Annotated in this window: 19 protein-coding genes; 13 read left to right on the forward strand and 6 right to left on the reverse strand. The window is 66.2% G+C overall.

The annotated features are described in order from the left end of the window. Window positions 1-382 precede the first annotated feature (382 nt). From CFB46_RS32460 to CFB46_RS32470, 3 genes are all read right to left on the reverse strand, one after another. Window positions 383-1,450: an alkene reductase gene (locus CFB46_RS32460; RefSeq protein ID WP_027786323.1), complete on the reverse strand. Its 1,068-nt coding sequence runs from the start codon at window positions 1,448-1,450 to the stop codon at window positions 383-385. Between the two features lie 514 nt (window positions 1,451-1,964). After that, on the reverse strand, window positions 1,965-2,369 hold the full coding sequence (locus tag CFB46_RS32465) for a winged helix-turn-helix transcriptional regulator (RefSeq protein WP_027786324.1): 405 nt from the start codon (window positions 2,367-2,369) through the stop codon (window positions 1,965-1,967). A 169-nt stretch (window positions 2,370-2,538) separates the two neighbouring features. Further along, window positions 2,539-4,392 carry an ABC transporter ATP-binding protein gene (locus CFB46_RS32470; protein ID WP_027786325.1) on the reverse strand — a complete coding sequence of 618 codons (1,854 nt, stop codon included), beginning with the start codon at window positions 4,390-4,392 and terminating at the stop codon, window positions 2,539-2,541. A 288-nt stretch (window positions 4,393-4,680) separates the two neighbouring features. Here CFB46_RS32470 and CFB46_RS32475 point away from each other — a divergent pair, with 288 nt between their 5' ends. The 6 genes from CFB46_RS32475 to CFB46_RS32500 all read left to right on the forward strand — a co-directional run bounded on the left by CFB46_RS32475 (window position 4,681) and on the right by CFB46_RS32500 (window position 8,887). Next, a complete protein-coding gene (locus CFB46_RS32475) occupies window positions 4,681-5,247 on the forward strand; it encodes a TetR/AcrR family transcriptional regulator (RefSeq protein WP_027786326.1) in 567 nt (188 codons plus the stop codon). A gap of 224 nt (window positions 5,248-5,471) precedes the next feature. Then, complete coding sequence (locus tag CFB46_RS32480; protein ID WP_027786327.1) at window positions 5,472-5,897, forward strand: organic hydroperoxide resistance protein; 426 nt, start codon at window positions 5,472-5,474, stop codon at window positions 5,895-5,897. A 57-nt stretch (window positions 5,898-5,954) separates the two neighbouring features. After that, window positions 5,955-6,989 (forward strand): alpha/beta hydrolase, encoded by a 1,035-nt coding sequence (locus CFB46_RS32485; RefSeq protein WP_027786328.1) that lies wholly within the window; start codon window positions 5,955-5,957, stop codon window positions 6,987-6,989. A gap of 266 nt (window positions 6,990-7,255) precedes the next feature. After that, complete coding sequence (locus CFB46_RS32490) at window positions 7,256-7,627, forward strand: CidA/LrgA family protein (RefSeq protein WP_027786329.1); 372 nt, start codon at window positions 7,256-7,258, stop codon at window positions 7,625-7,627. Beyond that, window positions 7,624-8,358, forward strand: coding sequence for an LrgB family protein (locus CFB46_RS32495; RefSeq protein WP_027786330.1), 735 nt, complete (start codon window positions 7,624-7,626; stop codon window positions 8,356-8,358). The genes CFB46_RS32490 and CFB46_RS32495 overlap by 4 nt, the downstream gene beginning before the upstream one ends. A 223-nt stretch (window positions 8,359-8,581) precedes the next feature. Continuing rightward, the gene (locus tag CFB46_RS32500) at window positions 8,582-8,887 is read left to right on the forward strand and encodes a hypothetical protein (RefSeq protein WP_027786331.1); all 306 of its coding nucleotides are present in this window, start codon (window positions 8,582-8,584) and stop codon (window positions 8,885-8,887) included. 88 nt (window positions 8,888-8,975) lie between these two features. On the opposite strand, the gene wrbA is transcribed toward CFB46_RS32500, so the two are convergent. Continuing rightward, window positions 8,976-9,578, reverse strand: coding sequence for an NAD(P)H:quinone oxidoreductase (wrbA, locus tag CFB46_RS32505; RefSeq protein ID WP_027786332.1), 603 nt, complete (start codon window positions 9,576-9,578; stop codon window positions 8,976-8,978). A 61-nt stretch (window positions 9,579-9,639) separates the two neighbouring features. Then, on the reverse strand, window positions 9,640-10,365 hold the full coding sequence (locus tag CFB46_RS32510) for a pirin family protein (protein ID WP_027786333.1): 726 nt from the start codon (window positions 10,363-10,365) through the stop codon (window positions 9,640-9,642). A 129-nt stretch (window positions 10,366-10,494) separates the two neighbouring features. Here CFB46_RS32510 and CFB46_RS32515 point away from each other — a divergent pair, with 129 nt between their 5' ends. The 3 genes from CFB46_RS32515 (at window position 10,495) to CFB46_RS32525 (ending at window position 12,869) form a co-directional block, all read left to right on the forward strand. Beyond that, window positions 10,495-11,412 carry a LysR family transcriptional regulator gene (locus CFB46_RS32515; RefSeq protein ID WP_027786334.1) on the forward strand — a complete coding sequence of 306 codons (918 nt, stop codon included), beginning with the start codon at window positions 10,495-10,497 and terminating at the stop codon, window positions 11,410-11,412. A 115-nt stretch (window positions 11,413-11,527) separates the two neighbouring features. Next, window positions 11,528-11,662: a hypothetical protein gene (locus CFB46_RS32520; RefSeq protein ID WP_256980735.1), complete on the forward strand. Its 135-nt coding sequence runs from the start codon at window positions 11,528-11,530 to the stop codon at window positions 11,660-11,662. Between the two features lie 187 nt (window positions 11,663-11,849). Then, window positions 11,850-12,869 (forward strand): lysozyme inhibitor LprI family protein, encoded by a 1,020-nt coding sequence (locus CFB46_RS32525; RefSeq protein ID WP_034185516.1) that lies wholly within the window; start codon window positions 11,850-11,852, stop codon window positions 12,867-12,869. A gap of 14 nt (window positions 12,870-12,883) precedes the next feature. Here the strand turns inward: CFB46_RS32525 and CFB46_RS32530 are convergent, their stop codons facing one another. After that, window positions 12,884-13,954, reverse strand: coding sequence for a LacI family DNA-binding transcriptional regulator (locus CFB46_RS32530; RefSeq protein ID WP_027786336.1), 1,071 nt, complete (start codon window positions 13,952-13,954; stop codon window positions 12,884-12,886). 241 nt (window positions 13,955-14,195) lie between these two features. Here CFB46_RS32530 and rbsK point away from each other — a divergent pair, with 241 nt between their 5' ends. The 4 genes from rbsK to CFB46_RS32550 all read left to right on the forward strand — a co-directional run bounded on the left by rbsK (window position 14,196) and on the right by CFB46_RS32550 (window position 18,590). Further along, complete coding sequence (rbsK, locus tag CFB46_RS32535; protein ID WP_027786337.1) at window positions 14,196-15,122, forward strand: ribokinase; 927 nt, start codon at window positions 14,196-14,198, stop codon at window positions 15,120-15,122. A gap of 45 nt (window positions 15,123-15,167) precedes the next feature. Beyond that, window positions 15,168-16,505 carry an MFS transporter gene (locus CFB46_RS32540; protein ID WP_080681418.1) on the forward strand — a complete coding sequence of 446 codons (1,338 nt, stop codon included), beginning with the start codon at window positions 15,168-15,170 and terminating at the stop codon, window positions 16,503-16,505. 41 nt (window positions 16,506-16,546) lie between these two features. Continuing rightward, window positions 16,547-17,494, forward strand: a complete 948-nt coding sequence (locus tag CFB46_RS32545) for a dihydrodipicolinate synthase family protein (RefSeq protein WP_027786339.1) — start codon at window positions 16,547-16,549, stop codon at window positions 17,492-17,494. A 448-nt stretch (window positions 17,495-17,942) separates the two neighbouring features. Then, window positions 17,943-18,590 carry a hypothetical protein gene (locus CFB46_RS32550; RefSeq protein ID WP_027786340.1) on the forward strand — a complete coding sequence of 216 codons (648 nt, stop codon included), beginning with the start codon at window positions 17,943-17,945 and terminating at the stop codon, window positions 18,588-18,590. Window positions 18,591-18,651 lie beyond the last annotated feature (61 nt).

The raw sequence follows: 18,651 nt of genomic DNA on the forward strand, positions 1-18,651 counted from the left end.
CGGCAGCTAGCGCTTGATCGAGCCAGACTGCCGATCGCAATCGCTGGTGTCAACTTGACGCAAATACGCCCGCGTCGCGCTGCGCATCCGGACTGCGGTGCTGACAGCTCACGGTTTTGCCGAGAAGCCGCGAGAGTGTCTCGGCAACTTCCGCCATGTTGATCGTCGCCGGACCGGTAAGGTGATAAGCCCGTTGCGAGTTCGCATGGACGGCATCGAGCAGCGCAACGCGCGCCACGTCAGCAACATCATGCGTGTCGATGAGGCTTACGCGGCCATCGCCGGCAGCGCCGCGCCGGGCCCGATGGGTACGGCGCGTGACGGAGCGCGGCGATCAAGATCAAGACCTGAGCTCGCCCGGGCCCGCTTCGACCGTGACCGACTACGCAAGCGCCGGGTAGTCTGTATAGCCTTCTTCGGAACCACTGTAATAAGTGGAGGCGTCCGCGGTGACCAGAGGTGCGTCCAGGCGGAAGCGGTCCGGTAGATCAGGGTTGCTGATAAACAGCGTGCCAAATGAGATTGCATCGGCGAGGCCGGTCTGCAGCACGTGTTCCGCGGACTGTTGGTCATAACCGACATTCAACACGAAAATCCCCGAGAACCGCTCGCGCGCCCCGGGCGCCAGGGGTTTCACGCCTTCAGGCAGGGTCGCGGGTTCCATGAAATGCAGGATCCCAAGCTTTTTCTTTTCCAGGGCTTCCACCGCGTACATGTAGGTCTGCTCGAGATTCGAGTCGCCCATGTCATTGTACGGAATGCGCGGCGAAAGCCTGACCGAGACACGGGCCGGTCCGAAGACCTTGATTGCCGCGTCAGTGGCTTCAAGCAGAAATCTCGCCCGCTTCTCGACGGTGCCGCCATACTCGTCGGTGCGCTTGTTTGAACCGTCTTCCAGAAACTGCGCGGGCAGATAACCATTGGCACCGTGAACCTCGACACCATCGAAACCCGCATCCTTCGCGGCCTGCGCTGCCTTTTCGTAGTCCGAAATTGTGGACTTGATTTCATCAACGGTCAGTTCGCGCGGCGTCACGGAAGGTTTGATGCCTTCGGGCGTGAATGCCTGGCTATTGAAAGGGGTTGCCGACGGCGCGACCGGTAGTTCTCCACCGTGAAAATCAGGATGAGATGCTCTCCCGGTATGCCAGAGCTGGGCGAAAATGAGACCGCCAGCTTCATGAACTGCCTGGGTTACCTTCTTCCATCCCGCAATTTGCTCGGCGGTGTAGATCCCCGGGGTATTCGTCCAGCCGACCGCCTGGGCGCTGATCTGGGAGCCTTCCGTGAAAATCAGGCCCGCCGATGCGCGCTGCGCGTAATACGTCGCGGTGAGTTCGGTCGCCACCTGATCCTTGGATCGACCTCTCGTCATCGGCGCCATGAAGACTCGGTTCTTGAAGGTAAGCGCTTTGTTGCTCAAGGGGGCAAGAAGCTTTCGATTTTCCATATTTTCTCGGACGTGAACGTTTTCTCGGACAGCCGCTCGCGCTCGACGATTGGCCAAATGACTTGACCAAAGAAGTGCTTGCGCTCGGATGACCGATTGGCAGGTTGCTTGCCTCGCAATGAGGACAAGCGATACGGTATCAAACGTACACTTGGCGTCAATTAGGCACTTTGAGTCGCCCTAGTAGGTTTGAAGATACCTACTGTCGGGGAATTGCCGTCGGCGCCTGGACTATCGAGCCGTCGATAGTGGCCGCGCGTGCAAGAGCAGTGGGGTGCTCTGCGTTTCAGATCCAAATAGCTCGAGCAGTCAATGTGTGGATCTGTTCGAGGTACGAATCGATATCGAATGCCCGCATACGAACACGCCGGAGCCCGCGCACTGCCCCGGATGAAAACCGCAGACTGCTTTCCGTCATGCGCACCGGGCCACGCCGTTCTACAGCATCTGTCGGTTGGCCTTCGTGCATCGGACTATTGATCTCGAAGCGCTGCACGACCGGCCGACGACGCGCTCATGCAATCGAGTGGAGCTGCCTTCCGTCCGGACTTTGGCTTGATGCGGTATCGAACATCTGCCGGGCGGCATCGACCTCGGGCAGCTTCGTGAGCGTCCATTCGTGCAGCGCTCGGAGAGGCTGTTGCAGCGTGCGGCCCAGCGGCGTGATTTGATACTGCACCGCCACTGGCGAAAGCGAAATCACTTCGCGCGATACCAGACCGTTGCGCTCCAGCCGGCGCAGACACTGAGTGAGCGCCTTTTGGGTGACGCCTTGCAGCCGACGACGGATTTCGTTGAAACGAAGCGGACCGCCATCAAGCACGGTCACCACCATCATCGACCATTTGTCGGAGATCTGATCGAATAAGACCCGGCTCGGGCAGTCGGACGAGAAGCAGAGCGGTTCCAGTTCAAGCATGGCGGTTCCTTTTGGAAGATGTCCAAGCGCTTTTGATATCGAATTGATGCTAGGTATACAGAATATACCATTGGCACTATGGATCGCCACGGAGCGCCTGCGGCGGGAAATCGATCGGCAAAGATATCCGCCGACGATCGATGGCCGCCATGTCGCCATGGCGCCCGGCCTACTGCGCCACGCTTTCCGCTTCCGCCGTTTCGCCGAGGAACCCGCCGCTCTGATGCGCCCACAGCGCCGCGTAAATGCCGCCCGCCTGCAGCAACTGCTGGTGCGTGCCTTCCTCGACGATGCGCCCTTCGTCGAGCACGATCAACCGGTCCATCGCGGCGATCGTCGACAGCCGGTGCGCGATCGCGATCACCGTCTTGCCGCGCATCAGGGTGTCGAGGCTGCGCTGGATCGCGACTTCGACCTCGGAGTCGAGCGCGCTGGTCGCTTCGTCGAGCACGAGGATCGGCGCATCCTTGAGCATCACGCGCGCGATCGCGACGCGCTGCCGCTGGCCGCCCGACAGCTTGACGCCGCGCTCGCCGACCTCGACGTCGTAGCCGCTGCGGCCGTGGCGGTCGCGCAGCCGGTCGATGAACTCGGACGCTTCCGCGCGCACGGCCGCGTCCTGCATCTCGCGCTCGGTCGCGTCGGGGCGGCCGTACAGCAGGTTTTCGCGCATCGTCCGGTGCAGCAGCGACGTATCCTGCGTGACCATCCCGATCGCGCCGCGCAGGCTGTCCTGCGTCACGTGTGCGATGTCCTGCCCGTCGATCCGGATCGTGCCGCCGCCGACGTCGTAGAAGCGCAGCAGCAGGTTCACGAGCGTCGACTTGCCGGCGCCCGAGCGGCCGATCAGTCCGATCCGCTCGCCGGGCCGGATCGTCAGGTTCAGCCCGTCGAATACCGCGCGATCGTTGTCCTCGTGCGCGAACTGCACGTTGTCGAACACGATTTCGCCGCGCTGCACCGCGAGCGGCTTCGCATCGGGCGCGTCGACCACGCTGCGCACCTTCGTCAGCGTGTTGATGCCGTCCTGGATCGTGCCGACATTCTCGAACAGCTCGGTCATTTCCCACATGATCCAGTGCGAGTAGCTCGACAGGCGCAGCGCCATCGCGATCACGGCCGCGACCACGCCCGCGCTCGCCTCGCCGTGCATCCACAGCGCGAGGGCGAGGCCGGCCGAGCCGATCAGCAGCAGCGTCGACAGCAGGTGGTTGACGATCTCGAACGCGCTGACGAGCCGCATCTGCGCGTCGCCGGTCGCCTTGAACGCTTCCATCGCGCGCCGCGCGTGGTCGGCTTCGCGCCGCGTATGCGAGAACAGCTTCACGGTCGTGATGTTCGAATACGCGTCGGTGATGCGGCCCGTCATCAGCGCGCGCGCGTCGGCTTGCCGGCTGCCGACCGCACCCAGGCGCGGCACGAAATACGCGCATGCCGCGCCGTAGCCGAGCGCCCACAGCACGAGCGGAATCATCAGCCGCCAGTCGAAGCTGGCGGCGAGCACGAGGATGCCGATCAGGTAGGCGGTGACGCCGATCACGACGTCGACCGACATGAACAGCGTATCGCGCACCGCGAGCGCGGTCTGCATGATCTTGGTCGTCACGCGGCCCGCGAACTCGTTCGCGTAGAACGACAGGCTCTGGTCGAGCATCAGCCGGTGAAACAGCCAGCGCAGCCGCATCGGGAAGTTGATCGCGAGCACCTGGTGCTTGACCATCGTATGCAGCGCGATCAGCAGCGCGCTGCCGGCGAGGATCGCCGCGAAACCGGCGAGCGTGCCGAAGTGGCGGCCGCCGAATTCGGCCGGTGTCGACGACGACAGCCAGTCGACCATGTGCCCCATCATTGCGAACAGCGCGGCTTCGTACGCGGCCAGCGCGGCCGACGTCAGCGCGATCAGCAGGATCCAGCCGCGCGCGCCTTTCGTGCACGCCCAGACGAACGAGAAGAATCCCTTCGGCGGCGTGACGGGATCCTCGAGCGGGAAAGTCGGCAGGCGCCGTTCAAACCACGAATACATCGACGTGTTCTCCTTATAGCGGCCCGACGCAGCGGGTGGGCCGATGATGCCGGGCCGGATGCGATGCGGTCGTCGTGTGCCGGCACGTCCCTTCCAGCCGACGGACGTTACGCCGCGATCGCGTGGCCCGGCTTCAAGTGTCGCATCGATTCGATCGTGCTGCAGGCGGGTTGTAAGCTGCCCCGGCCGTGCGAACGGCGCTGTACTCGCGCATCGGGCTCGCACGAATGGAATCACGTTCCTAAAAAACCCTTGACTATCTATCTATGAGTAGATAAAGTTCGATTCATGGAAACGAAACCGACCGTCCGCGAACAGATTCTCGATCATGCGATCACGCTGATGATGCAGCGCGGTTACAACGGCTTCAGCTATCGAGACCTGTCCGATCTGGTGGGCGTGAAGACGTCGAGCATCCACTACTACTTCCCGTCGAAGGACGATCTCGTGCTGGAAGCGGTGGCGGCCTACAGCGACGAAGTCCTCGCGGCCGTGCGGGCAATCGATCCGGCCTTGCCGGCCGACGTAAAGCTGAGCCTGTACACGAAGATGTTCGGCCGCACGCTCGGTGACGGCAACCTGATCTGCCTGTGCGGAATGCTCGCGGCCGACATCGAAACGTTGCCGGAGAACGTGCGGCAGGCCGTGCAGGCGTTCTTCTCGGCCAACGAGCGCTGGCTCGCGGAATTGCTCGCGCAAGGCGCGAAGGAAGGCACGCTGCGGTTCAGCGGCGAGCCCGATACGGCGGCGCGCACGTTGTACGCGGCGTTTCAGGGCAGCGTGCTGGCCAGCCGGCTGTTTCACACGCGGGCGCGTCTCGAGGATGTCGGGGCCGTCTGGAAAACGCGGCCCTGACGGGCGGCGCAAGCAGTCGGGCGGTTCGCCGCCTTTTTATTGAATCTCGTTATCTATCATGTAGTAGATAGATGGCTGGCGCAGATGGATCGCCCATCTGCTTTTTTGGGACTGTTTGTCTATCTATGAGTAGATAAATTGATGCGATGTCGACGGAGAAGCCGCCGGCACGCGGGCCCCGGTTCGAAGGCTGTTTCATTCATTTGCTGAAAAAGGAGTCTGTCATGTCGATCGAAAAAGTGCTGTACCGCGCCCATGCAAAAGCCACCGGCGGCCGCGACGGCCGTGCGACGGTGCCCGAAAGCGGTCTCGACCTGAAGCTGACCACGCCGCGCGAGCTCGGCGGCGCGGGCGGGGCGGGCGCGAACCCCGAGCAACTGTTCGCCGCAGGCTACAGCGCGTGTTTCATCGGCGCGATGAAGTTCGTCGCGGCGCGCGACAAGATCGCGATGCCCGCGGACGCCGCGATCGAAGGCAGCGTCGGTATCGGCGCGATCCCGAACGGCTTCGGCATCGAAGTGGAACTGAAGATCTCGTTGCCCGGCCTCGATCGCGACATCGCGCAAACGCTGATCGAGCGCGCGCACGTCGTCTGCCCGTACTCGAACGCGACGCGCGGCAACATCGACGTCACGCTCACGCTCGTCTGATCGATCGCACTGCAAAACATTCATCGTCATTCAAAGCATCAACCAAGGAGTTGCACCATGAAGATCGTCAAGCCGCTGCTGATCGCCGCCGCCGTTGCAGCCGCACTGTCCACCGCACCTGCCGCGTTCGCCGCCGGCGCCGACGCCGTCCGTCCCGATGCGAAGACGAGCGCGTTCCTCGCCGCGCTGAACGGCCAGAAAGGCCCGGGCCTCGAAACGCTGAGCCCCGCGAAGGCGCGCCAGGTGCTGGTCGACGCGCAGAACGGCGCGAAGGTCGATCTGTCCGGCATCGACGTCTCGAACCGCGCGATCGAGCAGGACGGCCTGTCGGTGCCGGTCACGATCGTGCGCCCGCAAGGCGCGACGGGCACGCCGCCGGTATTCGTGTTCATTCACGGCGGCGGCTGGGTGCTCGGCGATTTCCCGACGCACGAGCGCCTCGTCCGCGATCTCGTCGTGCAGTCGGGCGCCGTCGCGGTGTTCGTGAACTACACGCCGTCGCCGGAAGCGCGTTACCCGGTCGCGATCAACCAGGCGTATGCGGCGACGAAATGGGTGGCCGCGCACGGCGCGGAGATCGGCGTCGACGGCAGCCGCCTCGCGGTGGTCGGCAACAGCGTCGGCGGGAACATGTCGGCCGTCGTCGCGCTGATGGCGAAGGACAAGGGCGGCCCCGCGATCCGCTTCCAGGGGCTGATGTGGCCCGTCACCGACCACAACTTCGACACGGGTTCGTACCACGCGTATCAGCAGGGCCACTTCCTGACGCGGCCGATGATGCAGTGGTTCTGGGACGCCTATACGAAGAACGAAGCGCAACGCAACGAGATCTACGCGTCGCCGCTGCGCGCGAGCATCGCGCAGTTGAAGGGCCTGCCGCCCGCGCTGATTCAGGTCGCGCAGTTCGACGTGCTGCGTGACGAAGGCGAAGCGTACGGTCGCAAGCTCGACGCGGCCGGCGTCGACGCGACGACCACGCGCTACGACGGCACGATCCATGATTTCGGTCTGCTGAACGCGCTGGCCGACGATGCGCCGACGAAGGCCGCGACGAAGGCGATGGCCAATGAAATCGCGACGCGGCTGAAGTAACGCGATCGACGGTCGTTCGAACCCGAACGACAGGACGGCGGGCACGTGCCCGCCGTTTTTTTGCGTGCGAGCGTTTCATTCATGCCCGGCAGGGTGTCGGTCGGAGCGGGCGAAACGGTCGAATGGCGAGCACGCAATCGCACGATCGCGCCCGGGTGCCGGCATTGTTGGTACGATCGCGCGTATCGTTCACGCCGGCGTCGCAAGTCGCCGGCTCATCGGCCGCGCGGCTGCACGGTCGCGGCCAGGTTCGGGAGAAGCGGTTCATGTTGCAGGCGTTCGCGGTCTTGCTGATCTTCCAGTGTCTCGGGGAAGGCGTGTCCCATCTGTTCGGCCTCCCGGTGCCGGGCCCCGTGATCGGCATGCTGCTGCTGTTCGGCTTCGTGATGCTGCGCCCGCAGGTGGCCGATGCGATCGAGCCGACCGCGCTCGAGCTGCTGCGTCATCTGTCGCTGCTGTTCGTGCCGGCCGGCGTCGGCATCATGGTGTCGGCCGACCGCGTGCGCGGCGACGCGGTCGCGGTTGTCGTCGCGCTGGCCGTCAGCACCACGCTCGCGATCGCGGTGACGGCGCTCGTCACGCGCGCGCTGCTGCGGCGCCAGCGCCGCGCGGGCGGCACCGCGGAGGGCGCGCAATGACGGCCTTCCCGAAGCTCGGCGCGATCTGGGTCTATCTCGCCGCGAGCCCGCTGCTCGGCCTGACCATCACGCTGGTCGCGTATCTGTTCGCCCAGGCCGTCTATGCGCGGGCGCGCTTCAACCCGCTCGCGAATCCGGTGCTGATCGCGGTCGCGGTGATTGTCGTGCTGCTGACGCTCACGCATACGCCGTATCCGACGTATTTCGACGGCGCGCAGTTCGTCCATTTCCTGCTCGGCCCCGCGACCGTCGCGCTCGCGCTGCCGCTGTACCGCCAGTGGTCGAAGCTGCGGCGCGCCGCGCTGCCGTTGCTCGTCGGCCTGCTCGCGGGTTCGCTGACCGCGATCGTGTCGGCGGTCGGCATCGCCGCGCTGTTCGGGGCGTCGCACCAGACGATCGCATCGCTCGCGCCGAAATCGGCGACGACGCCGATCGCGATGGCCGTCGCCGCCGAGATCGGCGGCATTCCGTCGCTCACGGCCGTGCTCGTGATTTCGACCGGGATCTTCGGCGCGGTGTGCGCGCGCGGAATTCTCAATCTGCTGCGGGTCGAGGAGCCGGCCGTGCGCGGCTTCGCGCTCGGCGTCGCGTCGCACGGGATCGGCACCGCGCGCGCGTTCCAGGTCAGCGAGGAGGCCGGCGCATTTGCCGGGCTCGGGATGGGGTTGAACGGCGTACTGACGGCGTTCGTCGTGCCGATCCTGCTGCCGGTGCTGTCGCGCTGGATCTGAGCGCGCGGCCGACGGGGTATCGGTTTCCCGGATGGCGCGGACGACAGGCCGAAAGGACGGCGCCCCCGGCGTGCATGTATCGTGGGCGTTATCAGGAGAATTCAGGAACGCCCGAGGACATTTGCGCAGCGATCGGCTAACGTTGCATCGGCGCCGTTGTCGCAAGCCGTCGCGTGCACGCCGGTGTCCGACCCACACTCAACAATCGACAAGGAGATCGGTCATGAAGCAGTCTCGCGTGGTTTCGGTGGCAGTGGCAGTAGCGGCGTCGTTCGGTCTGTTGTTGACCGCCGCGCCGGCGGCATACGCGCAGGATCCCTCGTCCGCGCCGGTGCCGAAGCAACTCGACAAGGCGCAGAAGAAGGCGGCGCGCAAGGCGGCCCGCGCGCGGCACGCGTCGGACCTGAAGGCGATCGGCACCGGCAGCGGCTACCGGTTGACCAACGACCAGAGCAACTATCCGCAGAACGCCGTGCAGAAGGCGCCCGCGACGAAGGCGGCGCCGGCCGCGCCGGCTTCGGGCCAGTAACGGTCGAAAGCGTTGCACAGGACGAACGGCGCCGGTCGACCCGGCGCCGTTCGTTCGTGTGCGGGCCCCCGGTCGCGGGGCCGTCGCGTCACGACGCGAGCTTGCTCGCGAGTTCCGCCACGTGCTTGCCCTGGTAGCGCGCGATGTCGAGCTCGTTCGCGCTCGGCTGGCGGCTGCCGTCCGTGCCCGCGAGCGTGGTCGCGCCGTACGGCGTGCCGCCGGTGATTTCGTTCATGTTGACGAGCCCGCTGCACGCATACGGCACGCCCACGATCACCATCCCGTGATGCAGCAGCGTCGTGTGGAACGACGTGATCGTCGTTTCCTGGCCGCCGTGCTGCGTGCCGGTCGATGCGAACACGCTGCCGATCTTGCCGACGAGCGCGCCTTTCATCCACAGGCCGCCGGTCTGGTCGAGGAACGTGCGCATCTGGCCGGCCATGTTGCCGAAGCGGGTCGGCGTGCCGAAGATGATCGCATCGTAGTCGGCGAGTTCGTCCACCGTGGCGACCGGCGCGGCCTGGTCGACCTTCACGCCGGCCGCGCGGGCCTGGTCGGCGGGGATCGTTTCCGGCACGCGCTTGAGCGTGACCTCGACGCCGGGCACCGATTTCGCGCCCTCCACGATGTGCTGCGCCATCGTTTCGACGTGCCCGTAGGACGAGTAGTAAAGAACGAGAACCTTGGCCATGTTGTGAATCTCCGATTAAAGGGGCCCCGCGGTCAGCGGAGCCCGGTTTCCCGAACGGGCGTCACGCCCATTCGGCCGTTACTTCGACCGGACGCAGGTCGAACACCAGCACTTCCGCATCCTTGCCGTCCGCGATCGTCAGCGCGTGTTCGCCGCGGATGCGCGCGCCGTCGCCTTCGCCGAGCGTCACGCCGTTGACCGTCACGCTGCCGCGCGCCACATGCACGTAAGCAAAGCGGCTCGGATCAAGTTCCAGCGTAGTGCTTTCGTCGCCGTCGAACAGGCCCGCGTAAATCTTGGTGTCCTGCCGGATCTTCAGCGAACCGGCGTCGCCGGTCGGCGACACGACGAGGGCGAGCTTGCCGCGCTTGTCGTCGGCCGCGACATTCGTCTGCTGATAACGCGGCTCGGCACCCTTTTCGGACGGCCCGACCCAGATCTGCAGGAAGTGGACCGGCGTGTCCGGCGAGTGGTTGAACTCGCTGTGGCGCACGCCCGTGCCCGCGCTCATCAGTTGCACATCGCCCGGCACGATCACCGAGCCGGTGCCCATCGAGTCCTTGTGTTCCAGCGCGCCGTCGAGCACGTACGACAGGATTTCCATGTCGCGGTGCGGGTGCGTGCCGAAGCCGCGGCCCGGGGCGACGCGGTCGTCGTTGATCACGAGCAGGTCGGAGAAGCCGACTTGCTTCGGATCGTAGTAATTCGCGAACGAAAACGTATGACGGGAGCTGAGCCAGCCATGCTCCGCACGGCCACGTTGGTTTGCTGCACGGATATCGATCATGATTTTCTGTCCTTGAAGTCGCCGGACCTCGAAAGTGGGCCCGGCCGTTCGTTGAGATGAATCTTAGGTCAATCGATTTGACAAATAAATCGCTGTAGCGATAATGACTGTCGCTATGGAGTGGACAATATGGAACTCAACGACCTCAGGATCTTCGTCGCGACCGTGGACGCAGGCAGCTTCACGGCGGCGGCCGACCAGCTGATGCTGTCCAAGCAGTTCGTCAGCCGGCGCACGATGGCGCTGGAGGCGTCGCTCGGCGTGCGGCTGCTGCATCGCAATACCCGCAATCTCGCGGTGACCGAATCGGGGCAGGAGTTTTATGCGCGCGCGCAGCGCATCCTCGCGGAGATCGCCGACGCCGAGCAGGCGATGTCGGTGCGCAGCACGGAGCTGCATGGCTCGCTGAAGATCAGCGCGCCGCTGTCGTTCGGAATTACGCACGTGTCGCCGCTGATCGCCGAATTCCTGTCCGCGCACCCGGCCGTGCGGCTGAACCTCGACCTGACCGACCGGCGCGTCGACCTGATCGGCGAGGGCTTCGACCTCGTGCTGCGGATCGGCTCGCTCGAGGATTCGACGCTGATCGCGCGTCCGCTCGGCGCGTGGCGGATGATCGCGTGCGCGAGCCCCGCCTACCTGAAGCGGCACGGCGCGCCGCAGACGCCGGCCGATCTGGCCGGCCATACGTGCGTGCTGTACGGGCGCGAGCGGCGGGTCGGCTGGGAATTCCGCGTCGACGGCGCGGCACGCACGTTCGACGTGCAGGGCCCCCTCGTCGCGAACAACGGCGAAGTGGTGCGCGACGCCGCGATCGCGGGGCTAGGCATCGCGCTGCTGCCGCACTTCATCGTCGGCGCGGCGCTCGACAGCGGGGCGCTGGTGCCGGTGCTCGATGCCTACGTGCCGCCGCCGATCACGCTCAATGCGGTGTTTCCGCAGCACCGGGAGGGGTTCGTCACGCTGCGCACGTTCATCGGGTTTCTCGCGGAGCGGCTCGGGCAATCGACGCCGACGGGCGCGAGCGGGGCGGGCCGGATACGGTAGCGGGGTATTTTGCGGTGAATGTGGCGATTAATCTCCGCATGATTTGCGGAGATTGTTGAGTCATGCGGCGTATCGGACTTGGCGCATCCGGTGCTCGTCACTGGAAGACGAAAGCATGACTGCGCATGACGACTGCGTGATGGTGTTCATCGGGATCATCGATCCCGCGACGGAAGCTGCGTTGCGCGACGGCGTCGGGCGCTGCTGTGCGGTCGCCGAAATGGTTGCGACGACATCGAACGTCGATTGATCGGCGTCGCGCATCCGGGTTACGCTTCGGCGGGCGGCGGCATGCGCTGCATGCCGGGCCGGGCGTTTTTACTTCGAATGTCGCGTGCAGGTAGCTTCTACGGGCGCGCGACCCAGCGACGATCAAGCCGATGACAACCCAGAACCGATCGAATTCGCGCGGGCAAGCCGCGATTCCCGCCTGTGAAATGCCGCGCACGCGGCTGCCCTCCATCGCGGCGGCCGCGCTGCTGATGCTGATGCTCGCACCGGTCGCCGCGCATGCGGCCGGCTTCGACTGCGGGAAGGCCGCGTCGCCGACCGAGAAGACGATCTGCGCGAAACCCGCGCTATCGAAACTCGACGGCGATCTGTCGGCCGCGTGGAAGACGGCGCTCGCGAAGGGCGGCGATACGGCCGCGCTGAAGGCCGCGCAGTTGAAGTGGCTCAAGCAGCGCGACCAGTGCGGCAGCGATGCGTCATGCCTGGGCGACCGCTACCGCGAACGGCTCGCGAGCCTGAGCGGCATGCCGCTCGCTGCCGATCGCTGGCAGCAGACGTGGCATCGGACGAGCGACAACCCGTCGTTCGGCGGCGAACTGACGTTCACCGGCACGGTGCCGCGCCTGCATTTCGAGCTGAGCGCCAACAACGGCGCGAATACCGGCGGGCTCGACGGCGACATCATGTTGCACGGCGACAGCGGCACCTACCGCCAGAACAAGTGCCGGCTCGACTTCGACCGCAAGGGCGGGCGCATCCGCGTCACGCAACAGGGCGCCGATTTCGATTGTGGCGCCGGTGCGGGCGTGACGTACGCAGGCGACTATGTGACCGCCGCGCAGTCGCAGGCCGAACCGAAAGCCGACCTGCTGAGCCTCAAGGTCGTCGCCGACGCGCAGCAGAACGCGACCGCGCACAAGCTGCTCGGCGCCGACTATCAGACGCTCGTCGACATGGTCAACTACAGCGCCGAGGAGAAGGATCTCGACGGGCTCGGCGCACACGTGACGTCGTACTGGGTGCGCGGTATCGCGACGACGAACGCGGCGATCGTGATGCGCCGCGGCACCGATCTGTGGATCGGGCTACTCGTGTTCGATGCGAAGAACAACGTCCGGATGCGTTACTACTCGAACGTGCCCGCGTGGAAGAAAACCGTGCCGAAGACGATCAACGCGTGGCACGACAATCTCGACAAGACGCTGCCGATCGACGTGATGCAGTAAGCAGGCGCTGCCCGCTATTTCTTGCGCGTCGCGCGCGCCTGCGTCCGTGCTGGGGGCGCCGCGGATTCCCGTATGCGCAGTTCGGGCAGGACGGCATGGCCGGGCCCCGTCGCGCCGTTCTCCAGCGTGTCGAGCAACGCATGCGCGGCCTGGCGGCCGATCGCGTCGGTGTCGACCCACATCGTCGTCAGCGGCGGCTGGATCTCGCGCGCGAGCGCGATGTCGTCGAATCCGGTGATCGACAACTGCGCGGGCACGTCGATGCCGAGCGCCTGCGCTTCGAGCAATGCGCCGAGCGCGAGCGCGTCGTTGCCGCAGATCACCGCGGTCGGCCGCGTCGCCGCATCGCTGCCGACGATCGCGCGCAGGCTCGCCCGCCCGAACGCGATCGTGGCCGTGCCTTCGTGCTGATGCACGGGGCGCACCGCGAGCCCGTGCGCGGCAAGCGTGTCGTGAATGCCGCGCAGGCGGGCCTGCACGCGATCGTTGTCCGTCGACGGTTGCATGATGATCGCGAAATCGCGGTGGCCGAGGTCGAGCAGGTGCGTGGTGAGCCGTGCGAACGCCGCGCGGTTGTCGAAGCCGATGCAGCAGTGCGGGCTGTCGTCGCGATAGGCGTACGTGACGACGTACGGCACGCGATGCATCGCGAGGAGTTCGAACAGTTCCGGCGGATACGCTTCGCCGACCAGCGACACGGCTTCCACGCCGCGCGACAGCATCGCGCGCACCTGCGCGAGCGCTTGCGCGGGGTCGTAGTTCGAGCAGCCGAGAAACAGCGTGATGCCGTGCTCGGCCATGACCGTCTGCATGCCGGCGACCTGCGACGCGAACACCTGGTCGTCGAGGGTCGGGATGATCGCGCCCGTGATGTGGGTGCGCGTGGACGCGAGCGCGCGGCCGGCCGCATTCGGGATCCAGTTCAGGGCGAGCGCCGCGTCGCGCACGCGCTGCTGCACGTCGGCCGACACCTTGCCGGGATCGTTGTACACGCGCGAGACGGTCGCGGTCGACACGCCGGCCAGTTTCGCGACGTCGCCGAGCACCGAGCGGCCGCTGCCGCGGCGTGCCCGGGGCGTGCTCATCGGCCGTCTCCGCGCGTGGCGGCGGTCCCGCCGCCGTGTGCCGTCAAAAGCGTCATTGTTTACCCTCGATTCGTGATGGCCCCGCTTGCATTCTCGAGCGAGCCTGCGAGAATGTAAGCGCTATCTTGCTGCTGCTTTCCATTATCTCAGACACTCGTTCAATCCGTATGGCGAAATTTTCAGAGACGACGACCCTTCCGGTCATTTTGTCGATCGCAAATGTAAGCGGTTACATCAAGCAATGAACGGCCGTCGATCACCGCGTATTGCCGTCGTCGGCAGCGTCAACATCGATCTCGTCACGCGCGCGCCGCGCCTGCCGGTGCCGGGCGAGACGCTGCTGGGCACGACGTTCGAAACCGTTCATGGCGGCAAGGGAGCGAATCAGGCGGTGGCGGCCGCGCGCCTCGGCGCATCGGTCGCGATGATCGGCTGCGTCGGCGACGACGCGTTCGGTGCACGCCTGCACGGCGCGCTGGCGGCAGAGCGCATCAACGTGACGCACCTGCACCGGATCGGCGGCACGGCGACCGGAGTCGCGACGATTACGGTCGACGACCACGGCGCGAACAGCATCGTCGTCGTGCCCGGTGCGAATGCGTGCGTCGACGCCGACCGGATCGACGCGGCGCGCGACGCGATCGCCGGAGCCGCGCTGCTCGTGTGCCAGCTCGAGGTGCCGGTCGCCACCGTGGCGCGCGCGATTGCCTGCGCAAGCGCGCACCGCACGCCGGTGCTGCTCAATCCCGCACCCGCGCAGCCGCTCTTCGATGCGTTGCTGGCGCGGGTCGACTATCTCGTCGTCAACGAAACCGAGGCCGAGTCGCTGACCGGCATCGCCGTGGGCGACGATGCGTCGGCCGCGCGCGCCGCCGATGCGCTGTGCGCGAAAGGCGTGGGCAACGTGCTGGTCACGCTCGGCGCGCGCGGCGTCTGCTGGCGCGGCAGCGCAGGAAGCGGCCGCCATCGTGCGATGGCGGTGGTGGCCGTCGATACGACCGCGGCCGGCGACACGTTCGTCGGCGGGTTCGCGGCCGCGCGGGCCGGCGGCGCGTCGATGGACGACGCGATCGGCTTCGGCCAGCGTGCGGCCGCGATCAGCGTCACGCGCCACGGCGCGCAGACGTCGATTCCGACGCGCGACGAAGTCAACCGTATGGATACCTGAATTCCGCATGCGACGGAACGGCCGGACCCGGCCCATATCAGTGACATGGAGACAATCGACATGAACTACGACAACCAACCTGTTCCGCACGCGCCGCCACGGATTCGGCGCGGTCAGCGCATCGCGCTCGCGCTGTTGATGGCGAGCGGGATCGTCAACTATCTCGATCGCGGCACGCTGGCCGTCGCGAGTTCGGCGATCCGCGGCGATCTCGGCCTGTCGCTCGCGCAGATGGGGCTGCTGCTGTCGGCATTCTCGTGGAGCTATGCGCTGTGCCAGTTTCCGGTCGGCGGGCTGGTCGACCGCATCGGCCCGCGCCGGCTGCTCGGCATCGGGCTGATCGTCTGGTCGTTCGCGCAGGCGGCGGGCGGCCTCGTGTCCACCTTCGGCTGGTTCATCGTCGCGCGTATCTTGCTCGGCATCGGGGAGGCGCCGCAATTCCCGTCGGCCGCGCGCGTGGTGAGCAACTGGTTTCCGCTGCGCGCGCGCGGCACGCCGACGGGCATTTTCAATGCCGCGTCGCCGCTCGGTACCGCGCTTGCGCCGCTGCTGCTGTCGGTTCTCGTCGCATCATTCGACTGGCGCTGGGCGTTCATTGCGACCGGCGCGCTCGGCCTCGTCGTCGCCGTCGTGTGGTTCGCGCTGTATCGCGATCCGGTGCGCGCGCAACTGTCCGCCGCCGAACGCGGTTATCTCGATGCCGATGCGCAAAGCGTCGTCGCGGCACCGAAGCTGACCTTCGCCGAATGGCGCAGCCTGTTCTCGCACGGCACGACGTGGGGGATGCTGATCGGCTTCTTCGGCTCCGTGTACTTGAACTGGGTCTACTTGACCTGGCTGCCGGGCTACCTGACGATGGAGCGGCACATGAGCCTGATGCGCACGGGGTTTGCCGCATCGGTGCCGTTCCTGTGCGGGTTCGTCGGGTCGCTGGTCGCCGGCTGGCTGTCGGATTTCGTCACGCGCCGCAGCCGTTCGCCGGTCGTGAGTCGGCGCAATGCGGTGGTGGCCGCGATGCTCGGAATGGTCGCGTTCACGATCCCGGCCGCGCTCGTGCAGAGCAATACGGTTGCGCTCGCATGTATTTCGGTGGTGATCTTTCTCGCCAACGCGGCATCGGCGTGCTCGTGGGCGCTCGCGACGGCGGCCGCGCCGCCGAGCCGCATCGCGTCGCTCGGCGCGATCCAGAATTTCGGCGGCTTCATCGGCGGCGCGCTGGCCCCGATCCTGACCGGCGTCATTGCGCAGAAGTGGTCGTTCGTGCCGGCGCTGCTCACCGCGGCGGCGATCGCGTTCGCCGGCGCGATGGCCTACCTGCTGCTCGTGCGCAAGCCGATTCCCGAACAGGCCGCGAACGCCGCGCCCGGACCGTTGCCGGCGTGATCGTGGCCTGCATTCGCATTCACTGAAGGAAGGAGAAACCGATGCAACACTCGCAGCAATCGAACGTGACCATCGAGGGGATCGTGCCGGTGATGCTGACGCCGTTCGACGACGCCGGCTCGATCGACTACGCCGGGCTCGAGCGGCTCATCGAATGGTATCTGGCGCACGGCTCGGATGCGTTGTTCGCGGTCGCGCAATCGAGCGAGATGCAGTTCCTGAGCCTGGCCGAACGCGCGGAACTCGCGCGCTTCGTGGTCGAACGGGTGGCCGGGCGCGTGCCGGTCGTCGCGTCGGGCCACATCAGCGACGATATCGACGCGCAGGCCGTCGAACTGTGCGCGGCGGCCGAATCGGGCGCGCAGGGCGTCGTGCTCGTGACCAACCGTCTCGATCCGCAACGCAAGGGCAGCGCCGCGTTGCTCGACCATCTTCACAGGCTGCTCGCGCGACTGCCGTCGGATCTCCCGCTCGGCCTGTACGAATGCCCGGCGCCTTACCGGCGGCTTCTGTCGGATGACGAACTGCGCGCGTGCATCGACACGGGCCGGTTCGTGATGCTCAAGGACGTGAGCTGCGATCTCGCGACGGTGAAGCGGCGCGTCGCGCTTGCCGCGGGGTCGCCGCTGAAGATTCTGAACGCGAACGCCGCGATTGCGTGGGACGCGATGAAGGCCGGGTCCGCCGGTTTCAACGGCGTGTTCACGAACTTCCATCCCGATCTCTACCGGTGGCTGCGTACGCAAGGCGAGTCGAATCCGGCGCTCGCCGACGAACTGTCGACGTTCCTGGTCGTCTCGGCGGTATCGGAGGCGCTGGGCTACCCGGCGCTCGCGAAGCTCTATCACCAGCGGATCGGCACGTTCGGGTCGATCAAATGCCGTGCGATCGACTACGACGTGCGCGAACGATTCTGGGCGCTCGACGCGGTGCTCGACAAGATCGTGGCCGGCACCGAGCATTTCCGCCGGCGGATCGCCGCGTCATAACGGAGGGCGCGCGCCGCACCGGCAGCGCGGCGCGTGATCGCATCGCGTGCCCCGTGCCCGAGGCCGGCACGCCCGTTGCCTGCTGGAGCGATCCGCGTTGCGCGATGCGTCGCCATCGCGGCGAGATCGTCGCGATTCCCATTCCGTCGATGGCGGCAACGCGTGCCGCCGCGCGGCCGTGCTGTCCGGCTGTCATTCGGCGGTTTTTCACGAAATCACCGAATCACGCACTCGAACCGCCCGCGATCCGCGAGCGCGGTGTCGATGCTCGTCCGGCCATCCTGCTGCGCGTCGTATTGACGATGTCTGACGGACTGTCGACATGTTCTCGCACGCGGCGAGAAAAGCGCACAAATCTGCGCAATCTCGCATCCGTTCGTCGTAACGGTTAGTAATACCATTCCGCGGAGTGACTTTTACCGACGAACCGCTGAAGCCGCATTCGCCCATGCAACACGTGACGACGACAAGCCAGCCGCCGATCCTGGCGGCACCGGTTGATGCGATGCTGCACGCCGTGATCGACGAAGTCGTCCACCGGAGCGTGTCGGAAGCGACGACGCGCAGCGGCTACATGCGCTGCGCCGACTATGCGATCGTCGGCGCGCAGGTGCTGACGCTGCTGACCGGCAAGCCTTATCGGCCGTTCGCGGGTGGCGAAGTGATGGATTTCGGCGGCGGCAACCTGTACGCGCTGTGCACGACGCGCGAGCGGCGCCGCACCGCGCGGCATCTGTCGCAACTCGCGCGGTATCACTGCTGGGTCGAGGCGCGCCACGACGACGTGGGCGGGCGCACGCGCAAGGAGATCGTCGACTTCACGCTGCGCCATGACGAGACCGTTGCGAACCAGTTGGGCATGCCGTTCGCCCGTGCGTACCAGGCCTATTTCTGGGGCTGGGAGGACGAGCACGCGGTACCCGCCGAGTTGCGCGAACATCCGGTATTCGCCAAGCAGGGCCCGGTATGGCGCTGGGCCGAGCGCGAATGCACGTCGCTGCTGCGCGCGTACGAGCGCGAACGCGCCGGTTATTTCGGACGCCAGGTATCGTGTGCAATCGATTTGTTCGCCGACCGCGTCGAAGGTCTCGGCTGACGCGTGCGCGCTGCAAGGACAACCGCGGGCAGGTTGCCGGCCGCGACGATGCGAATCCGGC

Origin of the sequence: Burkholderia sp. HI2761, from assembly GCF_002223355.1 — a bacterium.
Taxonomy (GTDB): domain Bacteria; phylum Pseudomonadota; class Gammaproteobacteria; order Burkholderiales; family Burkholderiaceae; genus Burkholderia.

Excerpts from the sequence above, each read along its gene's own strand:
- CFB46_RS32540 (WP_080681418.1), top strand. The coding sequence starts at position 15,168 with ATGGAGACAATCGACATGAACTACGACAACCAACCTGTTCCGCACGCG.
- CFB46_RS32470 (WP_027786325.1), bottom strand. The coding sequence starts at position 4,392 with ATGTATTCGTGGTTTGAACGGCGCCTGCCGACTTTCCCGCTCGAGGAT.
- CFB46_RS32530 (WP_027786336.1), bottom strand. The coding sequence starts at position 13,954 with ATGAGCACGCCCCGGGCACGCCGCGGCAGCGGCCGCTCGGTGCTCGGC.
- CFB46_RS32520 (WP_256980735.1), top strand. The coding sequence starts at position 11,528 with ATGACTGCGCATGACGACTGCGTGATGGTGTTCATCGGGATCATCGAT.
- CFB46_RS32465 (WP_027786324.1), bottom strand. The coding sequence starts at position 2,369 with ATGCTTGAACTGGAACCGCTCTGCTTCTCGTCCGACTGCCCGAGCCGG.
- CFB46_RS32510 (WP_027786333.1), bottom strand. The coding sequence starts at position 10,365 with ATGATCGATATCCGTGCAGCAAACCAACGTGGCCGTGCGGAGCATGGC.
- CFB46_RS32460 (WP_027786323.1), bottom strand. The coding sequence starts at position 1,450 with ATGGAAAATCGAAAGCTTCTTGCCCCCTTGAGCAACAAAGCGCTTACC.
- CFB46_RS32480 (WP_027786327.1), top strand. The coding sequence starts at position 5,472 with ATGTCGATCGAAAAAGTGCTGTACCGCGCCCATGCAAAAGCCACCGGC.
- CFB46_RS32485 (WP_027786328.1), top strand. The coding sequence starts at position 5,955 with ATGAAGATCGTCAAGCCGCTGCTGATCGCCGCCGCCGTTGCAGCCGCA.
- wrbA (WP_027786332.1), bottom strand. The coding sequence starts at position 9,578 with ATGGCCAAGGTTCTCGTTCTTTACTACTCGTCCTACGGGCACGTCGAA.
- CFB46_RS32490 (WP_027786329.1), top strand. The coding sequence starts at position 7,256 with ATGTTGCAGGCGTTCGCGGTCTTGCTGATCTTCCAGTGTCTCGGGGAA.
- CFB46_RS32515 (WP_027786334.1), top strand. The coding sequence starts at position 10,495 with ATGGAACTCAACGACCTCAGGATCTTCGTCGCGACCGTGGACGCAGGC.
- CFB46_RS32500 (WP_027786331.1), top strand. The coding sequence starts at position 8,582 with ATGAAGCAGTCTCGCGTGGTTTCGGTGGCAGTGGCAGTAGCGGCGTCG.
- rbsK (WP_027786337.1), top strand. The coding sequence starts at position 14,196 with ATGAACGGCCGTCGATCACCGCGTATTGCCGTCGTCGGCAGCGTCAAC.
- CFB46_RS32475 (WP_027786326.1), top strand. The coding sequence starts at position 4,681 with ATGGAAACGAAACCGACCGTCCGCGAACAGATTCTCGATCATGCGATC.
- CFB46_RS32495 (WP_027786330.1), top strand. The coding sequence starts at position 7,624 with ATGACGGCCTTCCCGAAGCTCGGCGCGATCTGGGTCTATCTCGCCGCG.
- CFB46_RS32550 (WP_027786340.1), top strand. The coding sequence starts at position 17,943 with ATGCAACACGTGACGACGACAAGCCAGCCGCCGATCCTGGCGGCACCG.
- CFB46_RS32525 (WP_034185516.1), top strand. The coding sequence starts at position 11,850 with ATGCCGCGCACGCGGCTGCCCTCCATCGCGGCGGCCGCGCTGCTGATG.
- CFB46_RS32545 (WP_027786339.1), top strand. The coding sequence starts at position 16,547 with ATGCAACACTCGCAGCAATCGAACGTGACCATCGAGGGGATCGTGCCG.